The sequence below is a fragment of the Terriglobus tenax genome, from assembly GCF_025685395.1.
Lineage (GTDB): Bacteria > Acidobacteriota > Terriglobia > Terriglobales > Acidobacteriaceae > Terriglobus > Terriglobus tenax.
The window spans coordinates 511,216-529,983 of record NZ_JAGSYA010000004.1 but is presented as its reverse complement, the minus strand read 5'-3'; the positions used below and the strand labels follow the sequence as shown (position 1 = coordinate 529,983).

Genomic DNA, 18,768 nt, shown 5'->3' with positions numbered 1-18,768 from the left:
CGCAAAGAAAGATTTTGGTTTTGCCGGCGATGCTTCTGGCGGGTGCTCTCGGTGCGCAGTCGCGCAGCGGGATAGCACCGTCGGGCGGAGGCGATACATCGCCCGGATCTGGCGCTGCAGCCGTACAGGCGGCGCAGGGAGTGCTGGCGCAGCAGTCGCAGGGCGCTGGTTCGAGCGGACAAAACAACTTCAAGGGCTCAGTGGTTGAGGGCAAGGCGACGGACGGAGTTCTGGACCTGAGCCTGTCGGACGCCATTCAGCGCGGACTGAAGACCAACCTGGGGCTGATTCTCGAGACCTCGTCTGTGAAGGAAGCCAGTGGCAAGCGGCTGCAGGAACTGCAGGCTCTGCTGCCGACTGCCCATGGAGAGGCGACCTATAACGTGCAGCAGGTGAATCTTGCGGCGTACGGTCTCAGTTTTCCTGGCTTCAACCCGATTGTCGGGCCGTTCCAGGTCTTCGACTTCCGTGCGTACCTGTCGCAGTCGGTGGTCAACGTGCAATCGCTGGAGAACTACATCGCGGCCAAGCACAATTTTTCGGCGTCCAAGCTGACGGCAGAAGATGCACGCGACATGGTGACGCTGACGGTGGGCAACGCCTACCTGCTGTGCGTGGCCGATGCGGCCCGCGTGGAGAGCGTACAGGCGCAGGTGAACTCGTCCAAGGTAAGCCTGGACCAGGCCACGGCAGCGCATGATGCCGGTACCAGCCCGAAGCTGGATGTTCTGCGGGCCCAGGTCGACTACCAGAACCAGCAACAGCTGCTGATCTCGGCGAAAAACGATCTCGCCAAGGACATGCTGGCGCTGGCGCGGACGATTGGTATGCCGCTGGAGCAGCAGTTCCGACTGACGGATACCTCTCCGTTTCAGCCGATGGAGAACCTGAACGCCGAGGCGGCGTTTCAGCAGGCGCTGAAGACCCGCAAGGACCTGGCGGCTGCCGAAGAGACGCTGAAGGGCGCCGGTGCGGAAAAGACAGCAGCCTGGGCGCAGCAGCTTCCGGCGGTTTCAGTCAGCGGCGACTATGGCGTGATTGGGCCGACGCTCTCGCACCTGGATGGGACGTACACGGTGAGTGGAAACGTGAAGGCTCCCATTCTGCAGATTGCCAAGACGAAGGGTGATGTGGAAGTGGCGGACGCAAGCCTTCAGACGGCGCGGGCGCAGCTCTCGGACAAGGTGCAGCAGGTGAACCAGGATATTCGCACCTCGATCCTGGACATTCAGTCGGCGGCCAAGCTGGTAGAGGCAACGCATACCAACGTGGAGACGGCGAATGAGGCTCTGCTGGAGGCGCAGGAGCGCTTCAAGGCAGGCGTCAGTGACAACCTTGCGGTATCGCAGGCGCAGTCGCAGGCCGCGCAGGCAAACGATCAGTACATCAGCGCGCTGTATCAGCACAACCTGGCCAAGCTGGAGCTGGCCCGTGCTCTTGGCGTAGCGCAGACAAACTACAAAGATTACGTGGGAGGAAAGTGACCGTGGCGGACGGACAACAGAATCAGGAACAGCAGAAGGTTCAGCCGCAGGCTGTGCAGGAGCGCAGCGACGACACGGCGCCCGAGCAGCCGGAGAAGAAGGCCAAGCGGCGCGTCATCGTGATTGCGGTGCTGGTACTGCTGGCGCTGGCAGCCGGCTTGTTCTACTGGCGCAGCACCTTTACCGAAGACACTGACGACGCGCAGGTGGATGGCGACCTGTACCAGGTCAGCTCGCGCGTTACCGGACAGGTGATCAAGGTCTACGTCGAGGACAACCAGCAGGTTGAGGCCGGCAAGGTGCTGGCCGAGATCGACCCGAAGGACTACGAGGTTGCCCTGCAGCAGGCTGAGGCTCAGCTTGCCAATGCACAGGCGGCCTATGAACAGGCGACGGTCAATGTACCGATCACCAGCCTGAACACCCGCACCGAAACCTCGACGACGGGATCGGACGTGCAGTCAGCTATCGCTGCTGTTGCCCAGTCCCAGAAGCAGGTTGCTGCTGCTGCTGCCCGTGTGGAGCAGGCCAAGGCCAACTCCACCAAGGCCGACCTGGACGTGGAGCGTTACACACCGCTGGTACAGAAGGACGTGATCTCCAAGCAGCAGTATGACTCGGTGATTGCGAGCGCAGCGGCGCAGAAGGCGCAGTTTGTGGAAGCACAGGCCTCTCTGATTGCGCAGCAGGAAGCTGTCCGCCAGGCTCAGCAGAAGCTGGCACAGTCCCAGGCGAGCGCCACTCAGTCCGCGAAGAATGGACCGCAGCTGGTGAAGGTGCAGGAGGCCCGCGCAAGCGCGGCCGCAGCCGAGGTGAAGAACGCTCAGTCGAAGGTTGACCAGGCGAAGTTGAACCTGAGCTACACGAAGATCGTGGCTCCGACGACCGGCATTGTGAACAAGAAGAACGTGCAGGTAGGTATGAACCTGTCCATCGGGCAGAACCTGCTGACCATCGTTCCGCTTGAGAACCTGTGGGTAACGGCCAACTTCAAGGAAACGCAGCTGGAACAGATGAAGCCAGGCCAGAAGGTGGAGATCAAGGTCGACGCTTTAGGTGGACGCACGTTTGAAGGTAAGGTGACGCAGATTGGCGGAGCCACCGGTTCGCGGCTTAGCCTGTTCCCGCCGGAGAACGCGACCGGTAACTACGTGAAGGTAGTGCAGCGTATTCCGGTACGCATTGATTTCACCAACCTGAAAGAAGAGAACAAGGACCTGGCACTCCGTCCTGGTTATTCGGTTGCTCCGGAAGTAAGGGTCAAGTAGAGGCAATCCATCGCGACCAAAGCCGCATCCTAAGGGAGCAAAAGAGATTCCCTAAAGGAGAACCAAAGATGGCTGTCGCAATGAAGAAAGTCGGAAGCAAGGACCTGATTACTCCGCATTGGCATGAAAAGGCCCGGGAGATCCAGAAGTACGGCTCAGTCGTACAGGATCTCCCGATTGGTCTTGATGCGGACGTCCGCGAGGAGATGTGCGCGAAGCTGAACCAGCTTCTGGCCGACTCGATTACCCTGCGCGACCTGTACAAGAAGCACCACTGGCAAGTAGCCGGACCGACCTTCAACCAGCTCCATCTGCTGTTTGACAAGCATTTTGAGGAGCAGGTCGACATCGTGGACGCGATCGCTGAGCGGATTCAACTGCTGGGCGGCGTCTCCCTGGCGATGGGAGTGGATGTGGCTGAGGTGTCGCGGATTCAGCGCCCGCCGCGTGGCCGCGAGGAAGTGCCGGTGCAGATCGGCCGCCTGCTGGAGGCGCACCGCATCATTATCGAGGACTGCCACAAGCTGGCCGAAGCCGCCGACAAGGCGGGGGATGACGGCACCAACGACCTGGCGGTGAGCGATGTGCTTCGCCCCAACGAACTGCAGAGCTGGTTCCTCAGCCAGCATCTGGTCCAGATGCCGCTGATTGTTGCTGAGTAATTTCATACCTTGTTGCTGAGTAATTTCATACCCGGAACGGCGTAAACTATGAGAGCCTGTCCCTATCAGGGCAGGCTCTTTATGCTGGTTTGCACCTTCCTTGCCTGCCCGTACATCTAGTGATTTAGGATCAACACCTCCCCCGGGGCCATTTCCATGCCAATCGCCATCGAGTTCTTCGTGCAGTATGCGTACGTGATCCTGTTCACGTGGGTGCTGCTGGAGCAACTTGGCATCCCCATTCCGACCACACCGGTGCTGCTGACGGTGGGCACTTTGTCCGCGGCGCACAAGCTGCATGCGTCCATTGCGTTGGCGGGAGTGGTGGCGGCGTGCCTTCTGGCGGACTCGCTGTGGTGGTGGCTGGGGCGCCGTTTCGGCGGCAAGGTGGTAAAGCTGGTGTGCCGGCTGAGCCTGGAAGCCAGCGCCTGCGTGAAGAAGACCGAGGGCTACTTTGGCAAGCGTGGCGGTGTAACGCTGCTGTTCGCCAAGTTTGTGCCGGGGCTGAATACGCTGGCTCCGCCGGTTGCCGGACAGACGGGCATGCCCTACCCGAAGTTCTTGCTGATGGACGGCCTGGGTGCGCTGGGCTGGGGAAGCGCGTATATCTTTGCCGGCCGGTTTTTCGGCGACATCGTCAAGAAGAATGCCGAGCTGTTCCACCTGCTGGGTAAGTTTGCGGGTGTCCTGTTTGTGCTGCTGGTGATCGGGTTCTTCGTGCAGAAGCTCTGGCGTCAGCGGAAGTTCCTGCTCAGTGTGCGTGAGATGCGTCTGGATGCCCGCGAGTTGAAGGAAATGATTGAGCATGCGGTCGAGGAAGGCACGCAGGCACCGTATATCGTCGACCTGCGGCACCCGCTGGACTACCTGCCTGACCCGCGCGTCCTGCCTGGAGCCGTACGGATTCTGCCGGCGGAACTGGAGCGGCAGCATGACCAGATTCCGCGTGACCGCGATATTGTGCTGTACTGCACCTGCCCCAGCGAAGAGACCAGCGCAAAGGTGGCGCTGAAGCTGCACAAGTTCGGGATCTACCGCGTACGGCCGCTGAAGGGCGGCTTCGATGGGTGGAAAGAGGCCGGATATCCGCTGGAAGAGTACGCGGAGCCGGAGTCGCCTTCCACCACGCCGAAGCTTGCGGTGAGCGCCTGAGAGAGTTGCGTGTTGTGAGTGATGTGTTGGGCCTGGTTTCCTCGCAACATAAAGCTCGCAACTCATAACTGCTTAGCTTCCCATGGTGAAGTGGATGGTGATGGTGGTCTGCACTTCGGTGGGTTCGCCGTTGAGCAGGTAGGGCTGGTAGCGCGCGGCCCGGATCGCCTCAAGTGCGGCATTGCGCAACATCTCCGGACCGCTGACTACCTGCAGGCTCTCGACCGAGCCTGACTTCGAGATCACCGCCGAGACCACGACATTTCCTTGTACGCCCGCGGCCCGCGCAATGGCCGGATAGAGCGGCGTGATGGGCTTGAGGAGGAGACCGCGCGTGACGCCTTCCGAGACTCGCTGCACGATGGGTTTGGGCCTGGGGATGACGGTCACAACGGCAGGCGTTGAGCCGATGTTAGAGAGCACCGAACCGATGACGCTGGGGCCGGTGGGACCGCTCATATTTAGGCCGGAACCCGCAATGACTGTACCTGGAGGTGTTGGGTCAGGTGTCTCGTTGATGTTGGTCGGAATGGTTGGAGGCACGTGAAGCGCGTTGTCCACCATCGGCGTGGGGCGGCTGCTGACAGCTTGCTGCTGTGTGACGATCTGCGGCGCCCTGGTCATCATCGGTGGCTCAATGGAGAGTAACTTTGTGGCTGACTTTGGTAGCGCTTCCGGATAGATGAGCGGGTAAACGATGCAGCCTGCGCCGATGAGGATCTGCAGGCCGACGGAGGCGATGGCGGTGTAGCGGCGGGTGGTGCGAATGCGTCCGGTGGACTCGATGAGGGCGGATTCAAGCATGGTGGCACTCCTTTGCAGTGAGTGCGCATCCAGCGAGGAATGCGTACGCAGCCATAGACACTGCTACGGAGCGATTTGTTCCTTGTACTCGCGGGCAAGCATCGACATCAGGACGAGGGAAGCATAGCTGCCGTTGTGAAAGTGGGCCTCCCGCAGAATGCCTTCCTGCTGAAAGCCAAGTGAGCGGTAGAGCGACTGCGCTCGGGTGTTTTCTTCGGCGACATCGAGCCACAGGCGGTGCGCACCGTACTGCGTGAAGGCCAATGCGATTGCCTCCCGCAGCACGGGGCGGCCAAGACGCTGGCTGGGGTTGCGGACGGCGATGCGGCGCAGTTCGACGTTGTGGTGTGGCGATTGCAGGCCGGTGAGGATGACGTAGCCGGCCACTTCTCCTTCATCGCCGCGTGCGACCAGGTAGGCGAAGTTCGGGTTCTGGAGAGCCGCCAGGTGCTCAGCCGGAGGCTGCACTGTGATGAACTGTGGATACAACGATTCAATGGCGCAGAGAGATTCGATGTCATCATGCCGGGCAGGTTTCAAGAGCATGTTTTCAGGCTATCGCACGGTACGATAGAAGGGATACGAGGTGAAGGCAGTGGCGTTTCAGGACTTGCGGGAATGGATCAAGGCGTTGGAGAAGGCAGGGGAGCTGGTGCGCGTGCGCGAGGAGGTCGACCCCATTCTGGAGATGGCCGAGATCGCCGACCGCGCCGTAAAGAGCGACGGACCGGCCCTGCTATTTGAGAACGTGAAAGGCTATCCCGGGTCGCGCGTGCTGATGAACCAGTTTGGCTCGGAGAAGCGCATGCTGATGGCGCTGGGTGTTGCGTCGCTGGACGACGTGGCCAACCGCATTACCACGCTGCTGCAGCCGCCCATGCCCGGCGGGCTGATGGACAAGCTGAAGATGCTGCCGAAGTTGGCCGAGGTGGGCAGCTTCTTCCCGAAGGTGATTTCGAAGAAGGACGCGGCGTGCAAGGAAGTGATCCACCGGGAGAACTTCAACGTGCTGGATTTTCCCGTGCTGAAGACCTGGCCGCAGGATGGCGGGCGGTTCATCACGCTGCCCCTGGTGACGACCAAAGACCCGAAGAACGGCAAGCGCAACCTGGGCATGTACCGTATGCAGGTGTATGACGGGCAGACGACCGGCATGCACTGGCAGCGGCAGAAGAACGCCGCCGAGCATGTCCGCGAGACGCTGCGCGCGGCTGCCGGTTCCAGCACCGAGGCCGTGAATGTGATGGCGCTGACGCAGGGCGGAACGGCTGCTGCTGCGGATATCAGCTCGGTCCCGCAGCAGGTGCTCACCAAAATTCGCGGCAGCCGCATGGAGGTAGCTGTGGCCATCGGGTCAGATCCGGCGACGACCTTTGCGGCGATTGTTCCGGCGCCCCCAGAGGCCGAGGAATACCTGATCTCCGGTTTCCTGCGGCAGCAGCCGCTGGAGCTGGTGAAGTGCGAGACGGTGGACCTGGATGTTCCCGCCCACGCGGAGATTGTCCTGGAAGGCTATGTCGACCTGACGGAACTGCGCAGTGAAGGTCCTTTCGGGGACCACACCGGCTTCTACACCATGAAGGACGACTATCCGGTCTTTCACATTACGTGCATCACGCATCGCAAGGACCCCGTGTATGCTGCAACCATCGTGGGCAAGCCGCCGATGGAAGATGCATGGATGGGCAAGGCGGTTGAGCGCATCTTCCTGCCACTGATGAAACTGACTTGTCCGGAGATTGTGGACGTGAACCTTCCGCCCGAGGGCGTCTTCCATAACCTGATGATCGTGTCGATCAAGAAGAGCTACGCCGGGCAGGCGCGCAAGGTGATGAACGCCATCTGGTCGATGGGGCAGGCGATGTTCACCAAGATTGTGATTGTGGTGGACGAGGACTGCGATGTGCAGGATATTGGCGAGGTGACGCTGCGGGTCACCAACAACATTGACCCGGAGCGCGATATTCAGTTCACGATGGGACCGCTGGACTCGCTGGACCACGCGTCGCGTTTGCCGAACTATGGCAGCAAGATGGGCATTGATGCGACGCGCAAGTGGGCCGCGGAAGGCTTTACGCGCGAATGGCCGGAGATGCTGGAGATGCCGGCCGAGGTGAAGTCGCGGGTGGATGGAATCTGCCGCAAGCTGGGGTTCAACTAACGCATGTTGCGCACGTTCGGACGCATTGTTGGGGGGCTTGTGCTGGTGATGCTCGTTCTGGGCGCGGTGTTTTACCTGCGTCCGCTTTGGGTAAGCGACCAGTTGCTCCGCTTCAAGATGTGGCGGCAGGGCGTGAAGAACGGCTACGTCACGCTGGAGGGTCACCGCATTCATTATGTAGAAGCCGGCCCGGCGAACGGAAAGCCGCTCCTGTTGATTCATGGGCTGGGCAGCCGCATTGAGGACTGGGCGGAGCTGATTCCGCGCTTTGCCGGGGCGGGATACCACGTCTATGCGCCTGATCTTCTGGGATATGGCCGCTCTGAGCAGCCCAGGGACTCGGACTACTCGATCGGTGTTGAAGAACAGGTGGTGGTTCAGTACATGGACGCGATGCAGCTGCGGCAGCCGGATGTACTGGGCTGGTCGATGGGAGGCTGGATCGCCATGCGGATTGCGGTGGATCACCCGCTGCGCGTCCGCCGGCTAGGCGTCTACGACACGGCGGGGCTGTATTTCCCGGTCGACTTCTCCTTCGACAGCTTTACTCCGAAGAGTGTGGACCAGGTTGCGGATTTGCTGCGTGTGCTGGAGCCGGTCCCGGCGAAACTTCCGGACTTCGTCTCACGCGATGTGGTGCGTAAGGCGGCCAGCAGCGGCTGGGTCACGGAGCGGAGTATTCATGCCATGACCATCGGCCGGGAGCTGATGGACTTCCGCCTGGACGGGCTGAAGCAGCCCACGCTGATTGTGTGGGGTAAACAAGACCACCTGATTCCGCTGGAGACGGGCGTTCGGTTGCAGCAGCTGGTGCCGCAGGCGCGGCTTGAGGTGGTAGATGGATGTGGCCACCTGGCTCCGCGGGAGTGCCCGGTACCGGTGTTCGAGGCGACGAAGGAGTTTCTGGCCTCGGAGCCTGCGACGGCGGGCGGGCGGCGTGAGTGGCCCCGATAAAGCTGTGAGTTCGGCGTTGCGAGTTGTGCGTTGATGTATGGAGTGTTCGAGGGGGGCTACACCTCTTACACGCGTACCTCACAACTCAGCTTATTCCTCGCCCTTCCACTCGTAGGCGCCGGGCTGCGGCAGGCCGATGTGTGCCAGAACGCGGTGCACATAGTTGCGTGCGATGTCTTCGACGCTTTGCGGATGGTTGTAGAAGGTGGGGATGACCGGGTAGATGGTCGCTCCGGCCTCGGCCGCGAGCTGCATGTTGCGCAGGTGGATGCGGTTGAAAGGCGTTTCGCGCACGCAGAGGATGAGCGGGCGGCGTTCCTTCAGGGTTACGTCGGCGGCGCGTTCAATCAGGTTGGAGGCCATGCCGTTGGCGATGCCGGCGAGGGTTCCCATGGAGCAGGGCAGAACGATCATGCCGTGGGTGAGATGGCTTCCGCTGGCGATCGACGCGCCGATGTCGTCCTGCGTGTGATGAATGACTTTCTCAGACGGGTGACCGAGCAGCTTTTCGACGAGCTGGCTGCGTCCTGCAAGCTGCAGCTCTTCGGCGAAGACACGCAGCGCGGCGTCTGAGGCCAGCACGTGAATGCGGCGCACGCGTGTGTCCGTTTGCAACAGGCGCAAGGCTTCGCGTGCGAAGATCGCACCGCTGGCCCCGGTGATGGCAAGGACGATAACCCGTTCTTGTGAAACGACTTGGCTCACATCCATCATTATGGCAGGCAGCGCGTTTGATGACCGCACAGCGACTTTTCCAGCTTTTAGCTGTCGAATAAATTACACGCTGTTTTTCTTTTGCATCCAACAAGTTAGAGACATGAAATCGATTTGGAGATATTTCCGTTGGAGCCTTGGTGTGGCTCTGTTCTTGGGAGGAATTGCAGCGCGCGGTAGCGTTGCGCTGCTGGTGGAGGAGCCGTTTGGCCGTTTTGGGGCCATGAATCCGACCGGCCATGCCGCAATCTACCTGGATCGGGTGTGTGCCGAGACTCCGGTGAGTCTGCGTACCTGCCACCCTGGAGAACTGGGCGTAGTGATCAGCCGCTACTACAAGGTGAACCACTATGACTGGGTGGCGATTCCGCTGATTCCGTACCTGTATGCCGTCGAAGACAAGAGTGAGATTCCGATTGCGGTGACCGGGCAGATGGAGGCGGATCTGCGCGATGCGTATCGCCGCCGTTTTCTGCGGGAAATTGTGCCGGACGCCGAGGGTGGACATGCGCCGGTGGGTGACTGGATCCAGATGGTGGGCGCGTCCTATGACCGAAGAATTTATGGCTACCAGGTGAGTACGACACCCTCGCAGGATGCCGAACTGATTGCTACCTACAACGAGGCGCACAATCACAGCCATTTCAACCTGCTGTTCCAGAACTGCGCTGACTTTTCTCGGAAGCTGCTGAATCTCTACTTCCCGAAGGCCGTGCACCGGAATTTTCTGGCCGACGGCGGCATTACGACGCCCAAGCAGATTTCGAAGTCGTTTGTGAAGTATGCCCGCAAGCATGACGAACTGGAGCTGCGGACCTTTGTGATTCCGCAGGTTCCGGGTGATATTCCGCGCAGTTCAAGGGTGAATGGCGTGGCGGAGTCGCTGGTGAAGTCAAAGAAGTATCTGCTGCCGCTGGTCTTTTTCCGTCCGGAACTGACGGCTGGCATTATTGCGGCTTACGTTGGGAATGGCCGGTTTGAGCCACCAAAGGATGCCCGGGTCTTCCGGCTGGAAGAGGTCGAGGAGCTGGCGAGGGAGAATCCCACGGTGCCGATGCCGGATCCGGCGGCGGGCAGCCGGTAGAGAATCTACCCCTCCGTCCTCTTGAGGCAGAGAGAGAGTAGAAGCAGGCCAAGGGCGGCGGCGAGCGGCAGGGCAAAAGCTGTGCGCAGAGAACCGGTCTGTCGCGAGACGATGCCCATCAGCCAGGGAAGCAGGGCTGCTCCAAGGCCGGAGCAGGCCAGGATGATGCCCGCCTGCCGCGGCGAGGGCCTGTGCGCCAGGATGAGCGCGAAGGTGACCGGGAAGACCGGGCCAAGGAAAAAGCCGATCAGGATGGCGACGGCGGTGATGCCTGCCGCGCTGTGGAGGAAGAAAAGCGCCGCTGTACTGAACGTGAGCAGCAGCAACGAGGCACGCTGCAGACGGTAGTCCCGTATGCGCAGAAGTGCAGCGGAGGAGAGCGGGCGGGCGCAGGTCAGAGCGATCCAGAAGGCCGAGGTCACGGCCTGGCTGGCGGCCAGGGAGCGGCCTCCATAGCGGAGCATGTAGGTGGTGAGCCAGACGTTGAGACTGGTCTCGAAAGCTCCGTAGAGAGCCAGCAAAAGAGCAAAGAAGAGAAAAAGGGAGAACGCGAGCGGCTGTGCCGGTGGCTCACTTGCCGCGCTTGCGGTTTCCTCTCCAGAGGAAGAGTTGAGCCCGGTCAGCAGCAGGGCAGCGGCCACGGCGAACAGAGCGGCGAAGCCGAGCAGCACCTGGCGCAGGGGCAGGTGCGGTGTCAGCCAGGAGGCGAGCAGTGGGGAGAGCAGGGCTCCGGCGCTGAACAGGAAGTTCAGCAGGGTGAGCGCCGAGGCACGGTTGCGGGTGTAACGCGCTCCGGCGATGACGTTGGAGGAGGCGATCATCTGGCCGATGCCCCAGGCTCCGGCGAAGAGTACGGCCAGCATGAGGGGAAGTGCGGGGGCGACGGCGAAGAGGCCAAGGCCGAGGCCGGCGGCCAGCGATCCGATGGCGAAGCTGCGTTGGGGGCGGGCGAGCACGGTGCTTCCGCCGACGGTGGCTCCCAGAAACTGGGCCAGGGGAAGCAGACCGACGGAGGCGTCAGAAAGCTGGTGCTGTGCCGCGAGCAGGGGCAGGATGGGGCCGAGAAGAGCGGTGCCAAGGCCGGTCAGCAGGAATCCGAAGGAGAGCAGGGGAAGGGACGGTGCCGGGGCGGGGGAGCGCACCTCTTCAGTGTGTCATGCAGGCCGGGGACTATCATGGAGGACGTGAGAAAGATTTCTTTGCTGATGCTGCTGGCCGTAGCGTTTGTGATGGCTGGATGCAAAAAACCGGAGAAGCTTGCCACCACGACGAAGACCTTCGACGTGCGGGGTAAGGTGATGGAAACCAACCCCTCTCGCGGCGAAGTGACGCTGGACCATGAAGCGATTCCCGGTTTCATGGAAGCGATGATCATGCCGTACAAGGTGAAAGATCCTGCGGTGCTGAGCGAACTGCACCCAGGGGACCGCGTTACGGCCAAACTGTTTGTGGAGTACGACGGAGAGGTTTACAAGAACGCCAAGCTGGACCAGATTGTGGTGATTGCACAGGGCAAACCGGATTACAAGCCCACGATGCAGTTCCACGCGCCCACCAAGGGTGATGCGGTTCCGGACTTCAAGCTGACCAACCAGGACAGCAAGGCGATCCACCTGGATGAGTACAAGGGCCGTGTGCTGCTGATCACGTTTGTGTACACGCGTTGCCCCCTGGATGACTATTGCCCGAAGATGAGCCGGAACTTCGCCGAGATTGAGAAGACGCTTACAGGGGACAAGGATGCTGCGGCGAAGACACACCTGCTGAGCATCAGCTTTGACCCGGCCTTCGATTCGCCGAAGGTTCTGAAGAGCTACGGCGAGATCTATACCGGCAAATCAGCGGGCAGGGCGGACTTCCGCCACTGGGAGTTTGCCGTGCCGTCGCAGGGTGATCTGACGGCGATGGAGCAGTTTTTCGACCTTGGTGTGACCTCCGGAGACAATAAATCGCTCACTCATTCGTTATCCACGGTAGTAGTGGACAAAAGCGGACGTGTGGCGGACTGGTATCCGGGCAACGACTGGACCGCGGCACAGGTTGTGGCGCGCATGAAAGAACTGGCCCAGGCGGCCTGAGAAATAAGGAAGAATACATGGCGAACATAACGATCCGTTTTGGTTTTCTGCTGATTCTTGTGGGAGTGATCTTTTTTGTCCTGACCGGACATACCGCCGTGACGTCCCTGATTCCGGCGTTCTTTGGCGTTGCCCTGCTGGTGCTTGGTTTTGCCGCGCGGACTGAAAACACGAAGCAGCGCATGATGGTGATGCATGTGGCGGTCACCATTGGTCTGCTGGGCTTCCTGTTTCCGGCGATCCGTGCTCTGAAGGCGTACCTGGCGGGGCCGATCCTGCGTCCGCTGGCGGTGCGGGAAGAGGTGCTGATGGCAGTGATCTGCTTCATCTACACCTTGTTGTGTGTACGGTCGTTTATCGCGGCGCGGCGTGCGCGCCTGGTGTAATTCAACTGGTTGTGAGGTGTAGCCGTGGCGGGTGTGGACTACTGCGGCAACAGCGGAGTGGAACGGAATATGGGCGGAATGTCCTCATTTGGAGGCCCGCGGATGCGCGCGGCCGATGCGCCGGTACGCGGACATAAGGCAGGTGCCGGCGGCGACAAGAAGCCGAAGCCACCTCTGAAGAAGGTGCTTCCGCAGGTAATGGAGCTTTTCCGGCCGCGACTAGGGCTGGTGACGCTCGGTTTTCTGCTGATGATCGTCAACCGTGTCTGCGGTCTGGTTCTGCCTGCCTCCTCGCGTTACCTGATCGACAACGTGATGTACAAGGGGCAGGTGGACCTGCTGCCGAAGATTATCGGCATTGTGGCCGCGGCGACGATTGTGCAGGGCATTACGACCTATGCGCTGACGCAGCTGCTCTCCACCGAAGGCCAGAAGCTGATTGCTGAGCTGCGCGCGCGCGTGCAGCGGCATATCGGCAAGCTGCCGGTGGACTTCTATGACAAGAACCGCACGGGCACGCTGGTGGCTCGCATCATGAGCGATGTGGAAGGTGTCCGCAACCTGGTGGGCACGGGCCTGGTGGAATTTGTGGGCGGCATGCTGACGGCGGTGATTGCGTTCATCGTGCTGGTGCGGCTGAGCCCGCGGATGACGCTGCTGACCTTTGCCATTCTGCTGGTCTTTGCGACGATCCTGATGCGCGCCTTCAAAACGATCCGGCCGATCTTCCGCGAGCGCGGACGCATCTCGGCCGAGGTAACGGGACGCCTGACGGAGTCGCTGGGCGGTGTGCGCGTGGTGAAGGGCTACCACGCCGAGGCAAGCGAGGCCGGCGTGTTTGCGCAGGGCGTGCAGCGGCTGTTGAACAACGTGCTGAGCTCGTTGCGGGCACAGTCGCTGATGACGCTGTCGTCGACCGTGGTGCTGGGCGTGGTCGGAGGCCTAGTGATGTACCTGGGCGGACGTGAACACACGGCGGGACGGTTGAGTGTTGGCGGCTACGTGGAATACACCATGTTCCTGACCTTCATGATCGCTCCGATGGTCTCGCTGGTGTCGATTGGAACGCAGTTGACCGAAGCAGCCGCTGGCCTTGACCGCACGAACGAAGTGCTGGCGGAGCTGGAGGAAGATGCGATCGGTGTGCGGAAGGTCTCAATGGGAACGATCGACGGCGATGTGGTCTTTGACCATGTGAGCTTCGCCTATGACGAAGGCAAAACTGTTCTGCACGACCTGAGCTTTGAGGCAAAGCCGGGTACGTCAACAGCGCTTGTGGGGTCTTCGGGTTCCGGCAAGTCGACCATCATCAGCCTGGTGTGCGCCTTCCATACGGCTCAAAAAGGACGTGTGCTGGTTGACGGGATTGATCTGGCAGAGGTGCAGCTGGGAAGCTACCGCTCGCAGCTTGGCGTGGTGCTGCAGGACTCGTTCCTGTTTGATGGGACCATTCGTGAGAACGTGAAGTTCTCACGGCCTGAAGACACCGAGGAGCAGTTCCTGCATGCCTGCCGCATTGCACGTGTGGATGAATTTGCCGAGCGCTTTGAAGAAGGCTACGACACCGTGGTGGGCGAGCGCGGCGTGAAGCTGAGCGGCGGCCAGAGGCAGCGGCTGTCGATTGCGCGTGCGATTCTTGCGGACCCGCGCATCCTGATTCTGGATGAGGCGACCAGTTCGCTGGACTCCGAGAGCGAGGCACTGATCCAGGAGGGGCTGAATTACCTGATGCGTGGGCGTACGACCTTTGTGATTGCGCACCGCTTGTCGACGATCCGCAAAGCCGACCAGATCCTGGTCATTGAGCAGGGAAAGATTGTGGAGCGCGGCGATCACGACACGCTGCTGGCGCAGAACGGTCGTTACCACGAACTGTACACACGGCAGCATGGGTTGGAGATGAACATGTTCCTTGCGCCGGGTGAAGGAGATGTGGTGGAAGAGGAAGCCAAAGCGTAGCGAGTTATCGTGGGCAAAAGAAACGGGGGCATCTTCGCCCCCGTTTCTTTTTGTAGGCAGAGTCCTGTTTACGGCTCGTCGTTGTAGATGCTGATCAGCGGTTTGCCCCCTTCGACCAGACGGGCACGGTACATGCCGGGGGTGTTGAAGCTCCAGGCGAGCTGGCCGTCGGGTGTGAGGGCGATGATGCCGCCGTCGCCCTTCAAGGCAGAGAGGCGCTTCTGGATGACCTCATCGGCGGCTGCCTGCAGCTTCATGCCCTTGTATTCGACCAGGGCGCAAATCTCGCGTGCGACGGTGAGGCGGATGAAGTATTCGCCGGTGCCGGTGGCGGAGACGGCGCAGCTGGTGTTGGAGGCATAGGTGCCCGCCCCGATGATGGGCGAGTCGCCCACGCGACCGTAGAGCTTGGCCGTGGTGCCTCCGGTGGAGGTGCCTGCGGCGATATTGCCATCCTTGTCCAGCGCGACGACGCCGACGGTGCCGTACTTATGCGTCTGGTTCTCGTCGGGCCATGCAGCGGCGGGCAGCTCATCCGGCTGTAGTTCGGCGATGGGTTCCTTCGGCTCCGGTGGAGCGCCCGCGGGGCGGGGCGGAACGGGCTTGCCTTGTGCCTTCAGGGCCTTCACCAGCTGCTGCCAGCGGCGCTCGGTGAAGAAGTAGCTGGGATCGACTTGTTCGAGGCCGCGGTCTTTGGCGAAGTCGTCGGCTCCGCTGCCGATGAGCATGACGTGCGGCGACTTCTCCATGACGGTACGCGCCAGTGTGATGGGATGACGCGTGCGAGTGACGCCTGCGACAGCTCCGGCGTTGAGCGTCTTGCCGTCCATGATGGCTGAGTCCAGCTCGTTATGTCCGGCGGCGGTGAAGACGGCTCCGCTGCCTGCATTGAAGAGCGGATCGTCTTCCAGCAGCTTGATGGAGGCCTCGATGGCATCGAGCGAGGAGCCGCCTTTGGCGAGCACGTCGGCTCCGGTCTGAAGGACGTGCGCCAAGCCTTCGCGGTAGGCCTTCTCTGCCTCCGGGGTCATGTTGCTGCGTTCAATGACGCCTGCGCCACCGTGAATCACGATGGCCCATTTGTGCGGCGCCTGAGGTGCTTGTGCGAGTGTGGTCATGCTTGTGGCTGCCAGGGTAAGGGCGGCAAAAACGGTTGTGCGGATCACGCTTTTTCTACTCCCAGTTGCGTCAGCAGGAAGGCGTAGTCGAAGGCGATCTCCTTCAGGTAGTCGTAGCGGCCTGAGGCTCCGCCGTGGCCGGCGTCCATATTGGTCTCGAGCAGCAGAGGAGTGTCGTTCTGCTTCAGCGTGCGCATCCTGGCGACGTACTTTGCGGGCTCCCAGTACATGACCTGCGAATCGTTCAGGCTGGTTTTCACCAGCATGGCCGGGTAGGAGGCGGGCTGCAGATTGTCATACGGCGAGTAGGCACGCATGGTGGCGAAGGCTTCGGGCTCGTTGGGATTGCCCCATTCCTCGTACTCCCCCACGGTCAGCGGCAGCGTGTCATCGAGCATGGTGTTCATCACGTCGACAAAAGGCACGTGTGAAAGCACGACTGAGAAGAGATCGGGCCGAAGGTTGGTGACCGCTCCCATCAGCAGACCACCAGCGGAGCCGCCTTCGATGGCGACGCGCTTCGGGTCGCCGTAGCCTTCGGCGACGAGGTGCTCGGTGACGGCGATGAAGTCGGTGAAGGTGTTGCTCTTCACCTGCATCTTGCCGGCGTCGTGCCAGGCGTCGCCCAGATCGCCTCCGCCGCGAATGTGAGCATAGGCAAGGACGAGACCGCGATCCAGAAGCGAAAGGCGGTTGGGATTGAAGCCGACGGGAAGCGCATAGCCATAGGAGCCGTAGCCGTAGACGTAGAGTGGGTTCTCTCCGGTCTTCATAAACTCGTCGCGACGATAGACGAGGGAGACTGGGATCTTTGTGCCGTCCTTCGCCGTGGCCCAGACACGCTCCGAGGCGTATTTCGAGCGGTCGAAGTTGCCCGGGACCTCCTGCTGCTTCAGCAGCGTGGAGATATGCGAGGTGACATCGTAGCTGTAGACCGACGCGGGCGCGACCAGCGACTGGTAGCTGTAGCGGAAGGTTGCGGCGTTGAACTCGCGATTGACGTGCAGGCCGGCGGAGTAGGTGGGCTCCGGGAAGGTGACCTCTTCGGACTCCGGAGTGAGCTTGTCGCCCTGCCAGCCGAAGACGCGCAGACGGGGCAGGCCCAGAACGCGGTCCGAAGCGACGGCGAAATCCCGGAAGAGGTCGAAGTCTTCGAGCGGATGCTCTTTGTCCTCGGCAATCTCTTCCAGCCAGTGCTCGCGGCCTGGGGTTTCTACGGGTGCGGAGACGAGACGGAAGTTCTTGCCGGTGTCATTCACGCGAATGTAGAAGCGGCCATTGCGGTGGTCGGCGTAGTACTCCTGGTCGTTGATGCGCGGAGCCAGGAGAAGGAACTCGCCGGGGTTGTCGGCGGGGGTGAAGCGGGCTTCGGTGGTGGTGTGACTACCGGCTTCCAGAAAAATATACTTGCGGTCGCTGGTGCGGCCTGCACCCAGGTTGAATCGTTCGTCAGGCTCCTCAAAGAGGAGGGTGTCGGTAGCGGTGTCGTCGCCGAGGGCGTGGCGGTAGAAACGATGGTGACGCTTGGTCTGCTCGTCTTCGACGGTATAGAAAAGCGTCTTCGAATCGCTGGCCCAGACCAGCGAGCCGGTACGTGGCGCTGTGTCCGGCAGGTCTTGACCAGTGGTGAGCGAGCGGATGTGAAGGGTGTACTGGCGGAAGCCGGTGTTGTCCGTGGAATAGGCCAGAAGAGTGTTGTCGGGCGAGACGGCGAGGTCGCCAATCGCCATGAACGGCTGCCCTTTGGCCAGCTCGTTGACGTCAAGCAGAATTTCTTCCGGCAGGGAATCGTCGTAGAGAGCGTTCGGGTCGCCAGGCGTTGGAGAGACCTTGCGGCAGTAGATGGGGTACTGCAGACCTTCAACGGTACGGGTGTAATAGAAGTAGCCGTTTGCGAGGTAGGGCACGGAGACGTCGGTCTCCTTGATGTGCGAGAGCATCTCGCGGTACAGCTTCTCCTGCAGCGGCTTGGTGGGCTCCATGAAGCCGTGCGTGTAGGCGTTCTCGGCCCTCAGGTAGTCGATCACTTCTTGTGAGTCCTTGTTGCGGAGCCAGAAGTAGTCATCTTCAAGGACTTGTCCGTGAATGTGGGTCGGATGTGGTTCGCGGCGGGCTACAGGAGGTTGCATAGGTCGTTTCTGCTCCAAAGAAGCAGGATACAGGCAACCACACCGGCCTGTTGCCACCCTAATGAGGAAGGGAGTATTGTCCCTGTCCGCAGTGAGAAAAGGAGGGCCTGAGGATGCGTATTTCGGGCTTGGTTCTTATGTTTGGTTTGAGTGCGGCGACTTTGGCCGCACAGCAGGACACCAGCGGGAATGTTTACAGCAGCAATCCCAGTACTGCACAGCAGCAGCAACAGCAGAAACCGGCTGGTGTGGGTGTCTCCAACGCAACGCCGGAAGGTTCTATCCCGATGGGAGATACCGGCGAGCGAATGCGCGACCGCTACTTCCTGAAGACAGCTGCGCAGGGCAGCCGGGCCACCGTGAAAATGAGCCAGCTCGCGCTGGCGAAGTCGAGCAACGACGATGTAAAGGCCTTCGCGCAGAAGGTAATGACAGACCACGCCGTGCTGGCCCGCACCTGGAAGCCGCTGGCGCAGGAGATGGGCGCAGCTCCATCGCGCGAGATGTCAAAGAAGGACGAGAAGCGGTATGAGAAGCTGAGCGGCCTCTCGGGCGACGCCTTCGACAAGGAGTACATGGCTGCGATGGTCGAGGACCACCAGGGCGACCTGAAGCTGTTCCAGGACACGATGAACGGTACGGCGAACAACTCTTTGCGCGACGCTCTGGACCGCACGATTCCTGTCATCCAGGATCATATTGCGCAGGCCGAAGAGATCTCCCGCAAGAACGGGTATGTTGCAATGAAGTAAGTTAAGGGTAGTAGGGCAAAGGCGGGCACTGACGCCCGCCTTTGTTTTGCCTGCGGAACCTTT

Annotated in this window: 17 protein-coding genes; 11 read left to right on the top strand and 6 right to left on the bottom strand. The window is 61.0% G+C overall.

The window, feature by feature from the left end; genetic code table 11:
• Positions 1–29 precede the first annotated feature (29 nt).
• The 4 genes from OHL13_RS07800 (at position 30) to OHL13_RS07785 (ending at position 4,566) form a co-directional block, all read left to right on the top strand.
• Positions 30–1,484 carry a TolC family protein gene (locus tag OHL13_RS07800; protein ID WP_263411627.1) on the top strand — a complete coding sequence of 485 codons (1,455 nt, stop codon included), beginning with the start codon at positions 30–32 and terminating at the stop codon, positions 1,482–1,484.
• A gap of 2 nt (positions 1,485–1,486) precedes the next feature.
• Entirely contained in the window at positions 1,487–2,752 is a 1,266-nt protein-coding gene (locus OHL13_RS07795) for an HlyD family secretion protein (protein WP_263409565.1), read from the top strand.
• Positions 2,753–2,820: 68 nt separating this feature from the next.
• A complete protein-coding gene (locus OHL13_RS07790; RefSeq protein WP_263409564.1) occupies positions 2,821–3,414 on the top strand; it encodes a Dps family protein in 594 nt (197 codons plus the stop codon).
• A 156-nt stretch (positions 3,415–3,570) separates the two neighbouring features.
• The gene (locus OHL13_RS07785; protein WP_263409563.1) at positions 3,571–4,566 is read left to right on the top strand and encodes a VTT domain-containing protein; all 996 of its coding nucleotides are present in this window, start codon (positions 3,571–3,573) and stop codon (positions 4,564–4,566) included.
• A 72-nt stretch (positions 4,567–4,638) separates the two neighbouring features.
• Here OHL13_RS07785 and OHL13_RS07780 read toward each other — a convergent pair whose 3' ends face one another.
• Positions 4,639–5,370 (bottom strand): energy transducer TonB, encoded by a 732-nt coding sequence (locus OHL13_RS07780; protein WP_263409562.1) that lies wholly within the window; start codon positions 5,368–5,370, stop codon positions 4,639–4,641.
• Between the two features lie 63 nt (positions 5,371–5,433).
• Positions 5,434–5,916, bottom strand: a complete 483-nt coding sequence (locus OHL13_RS07775; protein WP_263409561.1) for a GNAT family N-acetyltransferase — start codon at positions 5,914–5,916, stop codon at positions 5,434–5,436.
• A gap of 49 nt (positions 5,917–5,965) precedes the next feature.
• On the opposite strand from OHL13_RS07775, the gene OHL13_RS07770 reads away from it, so the two are divergent.
• Together OHL13_RS07770 and OHL13_RS07765 are read left to right on the top strand one after the other, a co-directional pair.
• Positions 5,966–7,531, top strand: coding sequence for a UbiD family decarboxylase (locus OHL13_RS07770; protein ID WP_263409560.1), 1,566 nt, complete (start codon positions 5,966–5,968; stop codon positions 7,529–7,531).
• Between the two features lie 3 nt (positions 7,532–7,534).
• The gene (locus tag OHL13_RS07765; protein WP_263409559.1) at positions 7,535–8,485 is read left to right on the top strand and encodes an alpha/beta fold hydrolase; all 951 of its coding nucleotides are present in this window, start codon (positions 7,535–7,537) and stop codon (positions 8,483–8,485) included.
• Positions 8,486–8,575: 90 nt separating this feature from the next.
• Here OHL13_RS07765 and OHL13_RS07760 read toward each other — a convergent pair whose 3' ends face one another.
• Positions 8,576–9,190, bottom strand: a complete 615-nt coding sequence (locus OHL13_RS07760; RefSeq protein ID WP_263409558.1) for a UbiX family flavin prenyltransferase — start codon at positions 9,188–9,190, stop codon at positions 8,576–8,578.
• A 151-nt stretch (positions 9,191–9,341) separates the two neighbouring features.
• Here OHL13_RS07760 and OHL13_RS07755 point away from each other — a divergent pair, with 151 nt between their 5' ends.
• Positions 9,342–10,283 (top strand): hypothetical protein, encoded by a 942-nt coding sequence (locus tag OHL13_RS07755; RefSeq protein WP_263409557.1) that lies wholly within the window; start codon positions 9,342–9,344, stop codon positions 10,281–10,283.
• Between the two features lie 5 nt (positions 10,284–10,288).
• Here the strand turns inward: OHL13_RS07755 and OHL13_RS07750 are convergent, their stop codons facing one another.
• Complete coding sequence (locus OHL13_RS07750; RefSeq protein ID WP_263409556.1) at positions 10,289–11,425, bottom strand: MFS transporter; 1,137 nt, start codon at positions 11,423–11,425, stop codon at positions 10,289–10,291.
• Positions 11,426–11,467: 42 nt separating this feature from the next.
• On the opposite strand from OHL13_RS07750, the gene OHL13_RS07745 reads away from it, so the two are divergent.
• The 3 genes from OHL13_RS07745 to OHL13_RS07735 all read left to right on the top strand — a co-directional run bounded on the left by OHL13_RS07745 (position 11,468) and on the right by OHL13_RS07735 (position 14,706).
• Positions 11,468–12,361, top strand: a complete 894-nt coding sequence (locus OHL13_RS07745; protein WP_263409555.1) for an SCO family protein — start codon at positions 11,468–11,470, stop codon at positions 12,359–12,361.
• Positions 12,362–12,378: 17 nt separating this feature from the next.
• Positions 12,379–12,747 carry a hypothetical protein gene (locus OHL13_RS07740; RefSeq protein WP_263409554.1) on the top strand — a complete coding sequence of 123 codons (369 nt, stop codon included), beginning with the start codon at positions 12,379–12,381 and terminating at the stop codon, positions 12,745–12,747.
• A 78-nt stretch (positions 12,748–12,825) separates the two neighbouring features.
• Positions 12,826–14,706: an ABC transporter ATP-binding protein gene (locus OHL13_RS07735; protein WP_399255421.1), complete on the top strand. Its 1,881-nt coding sequence runs from the start codon at positions 12,826–12,828 to the stop codon at positions 14,704–14,706.
• A gap of 68 nt (positions 14,707–14,774) precedes the next feature.
• Here OHL13_RS07735 and OHL13_RS07730 read toward each other — a convergent pair whose 3' ends face one another.
• Together OHL13_RS07730 and OHL13_RS07725 are read right to left on the bottom strand one after the other, a co-directional pair.
• Positions 14,775–15,872: an isoaspartyl peptidase/L-asparaginase family protein gene (locus OHL13_RS07730; protein ID WP_263409553.1), complete on the bottom strand. Its 1,098-nt coding sequence runs from the start codon at positions 15,870–15,872 to the stop codon at positions 14,775–14,777.
• Positions 15,869–17,953 carry a S9 family peptidase gene (locus tag OHL13_RS07725; RefSeq protein WP_263409552.1) on the bottom strand — a complete coding sequence of 695 codons (2,085 nt, stop codon included), beginning with the start codon at positions 17,951–17,953 and terminating at the stop codon, positions 15,869–15,871. Before OHL13_RS07725 ends, OHL13_RS07730 begins: the two co-directional genes overlap by 4 nt.
• Before the next feature lie 113 nt (positions 17,954–18,066).
• Here OHL13_RS07725 and OHL13_RS07720 point away from each other — a divergent pair, with 113 nt between their 5' ends.
• Entirely contained in the window at positions 18,067–18,705 is a 639-nt protein-coding gene (locus tag OHL13_RS07720) for a DUF4142 domain-containing protein (RefSeq protein WP_263409551.1), read from the top strand.
• The last annotated feature ends 63 nt before the right edge of the window (positions 18,706–18,768 follow it).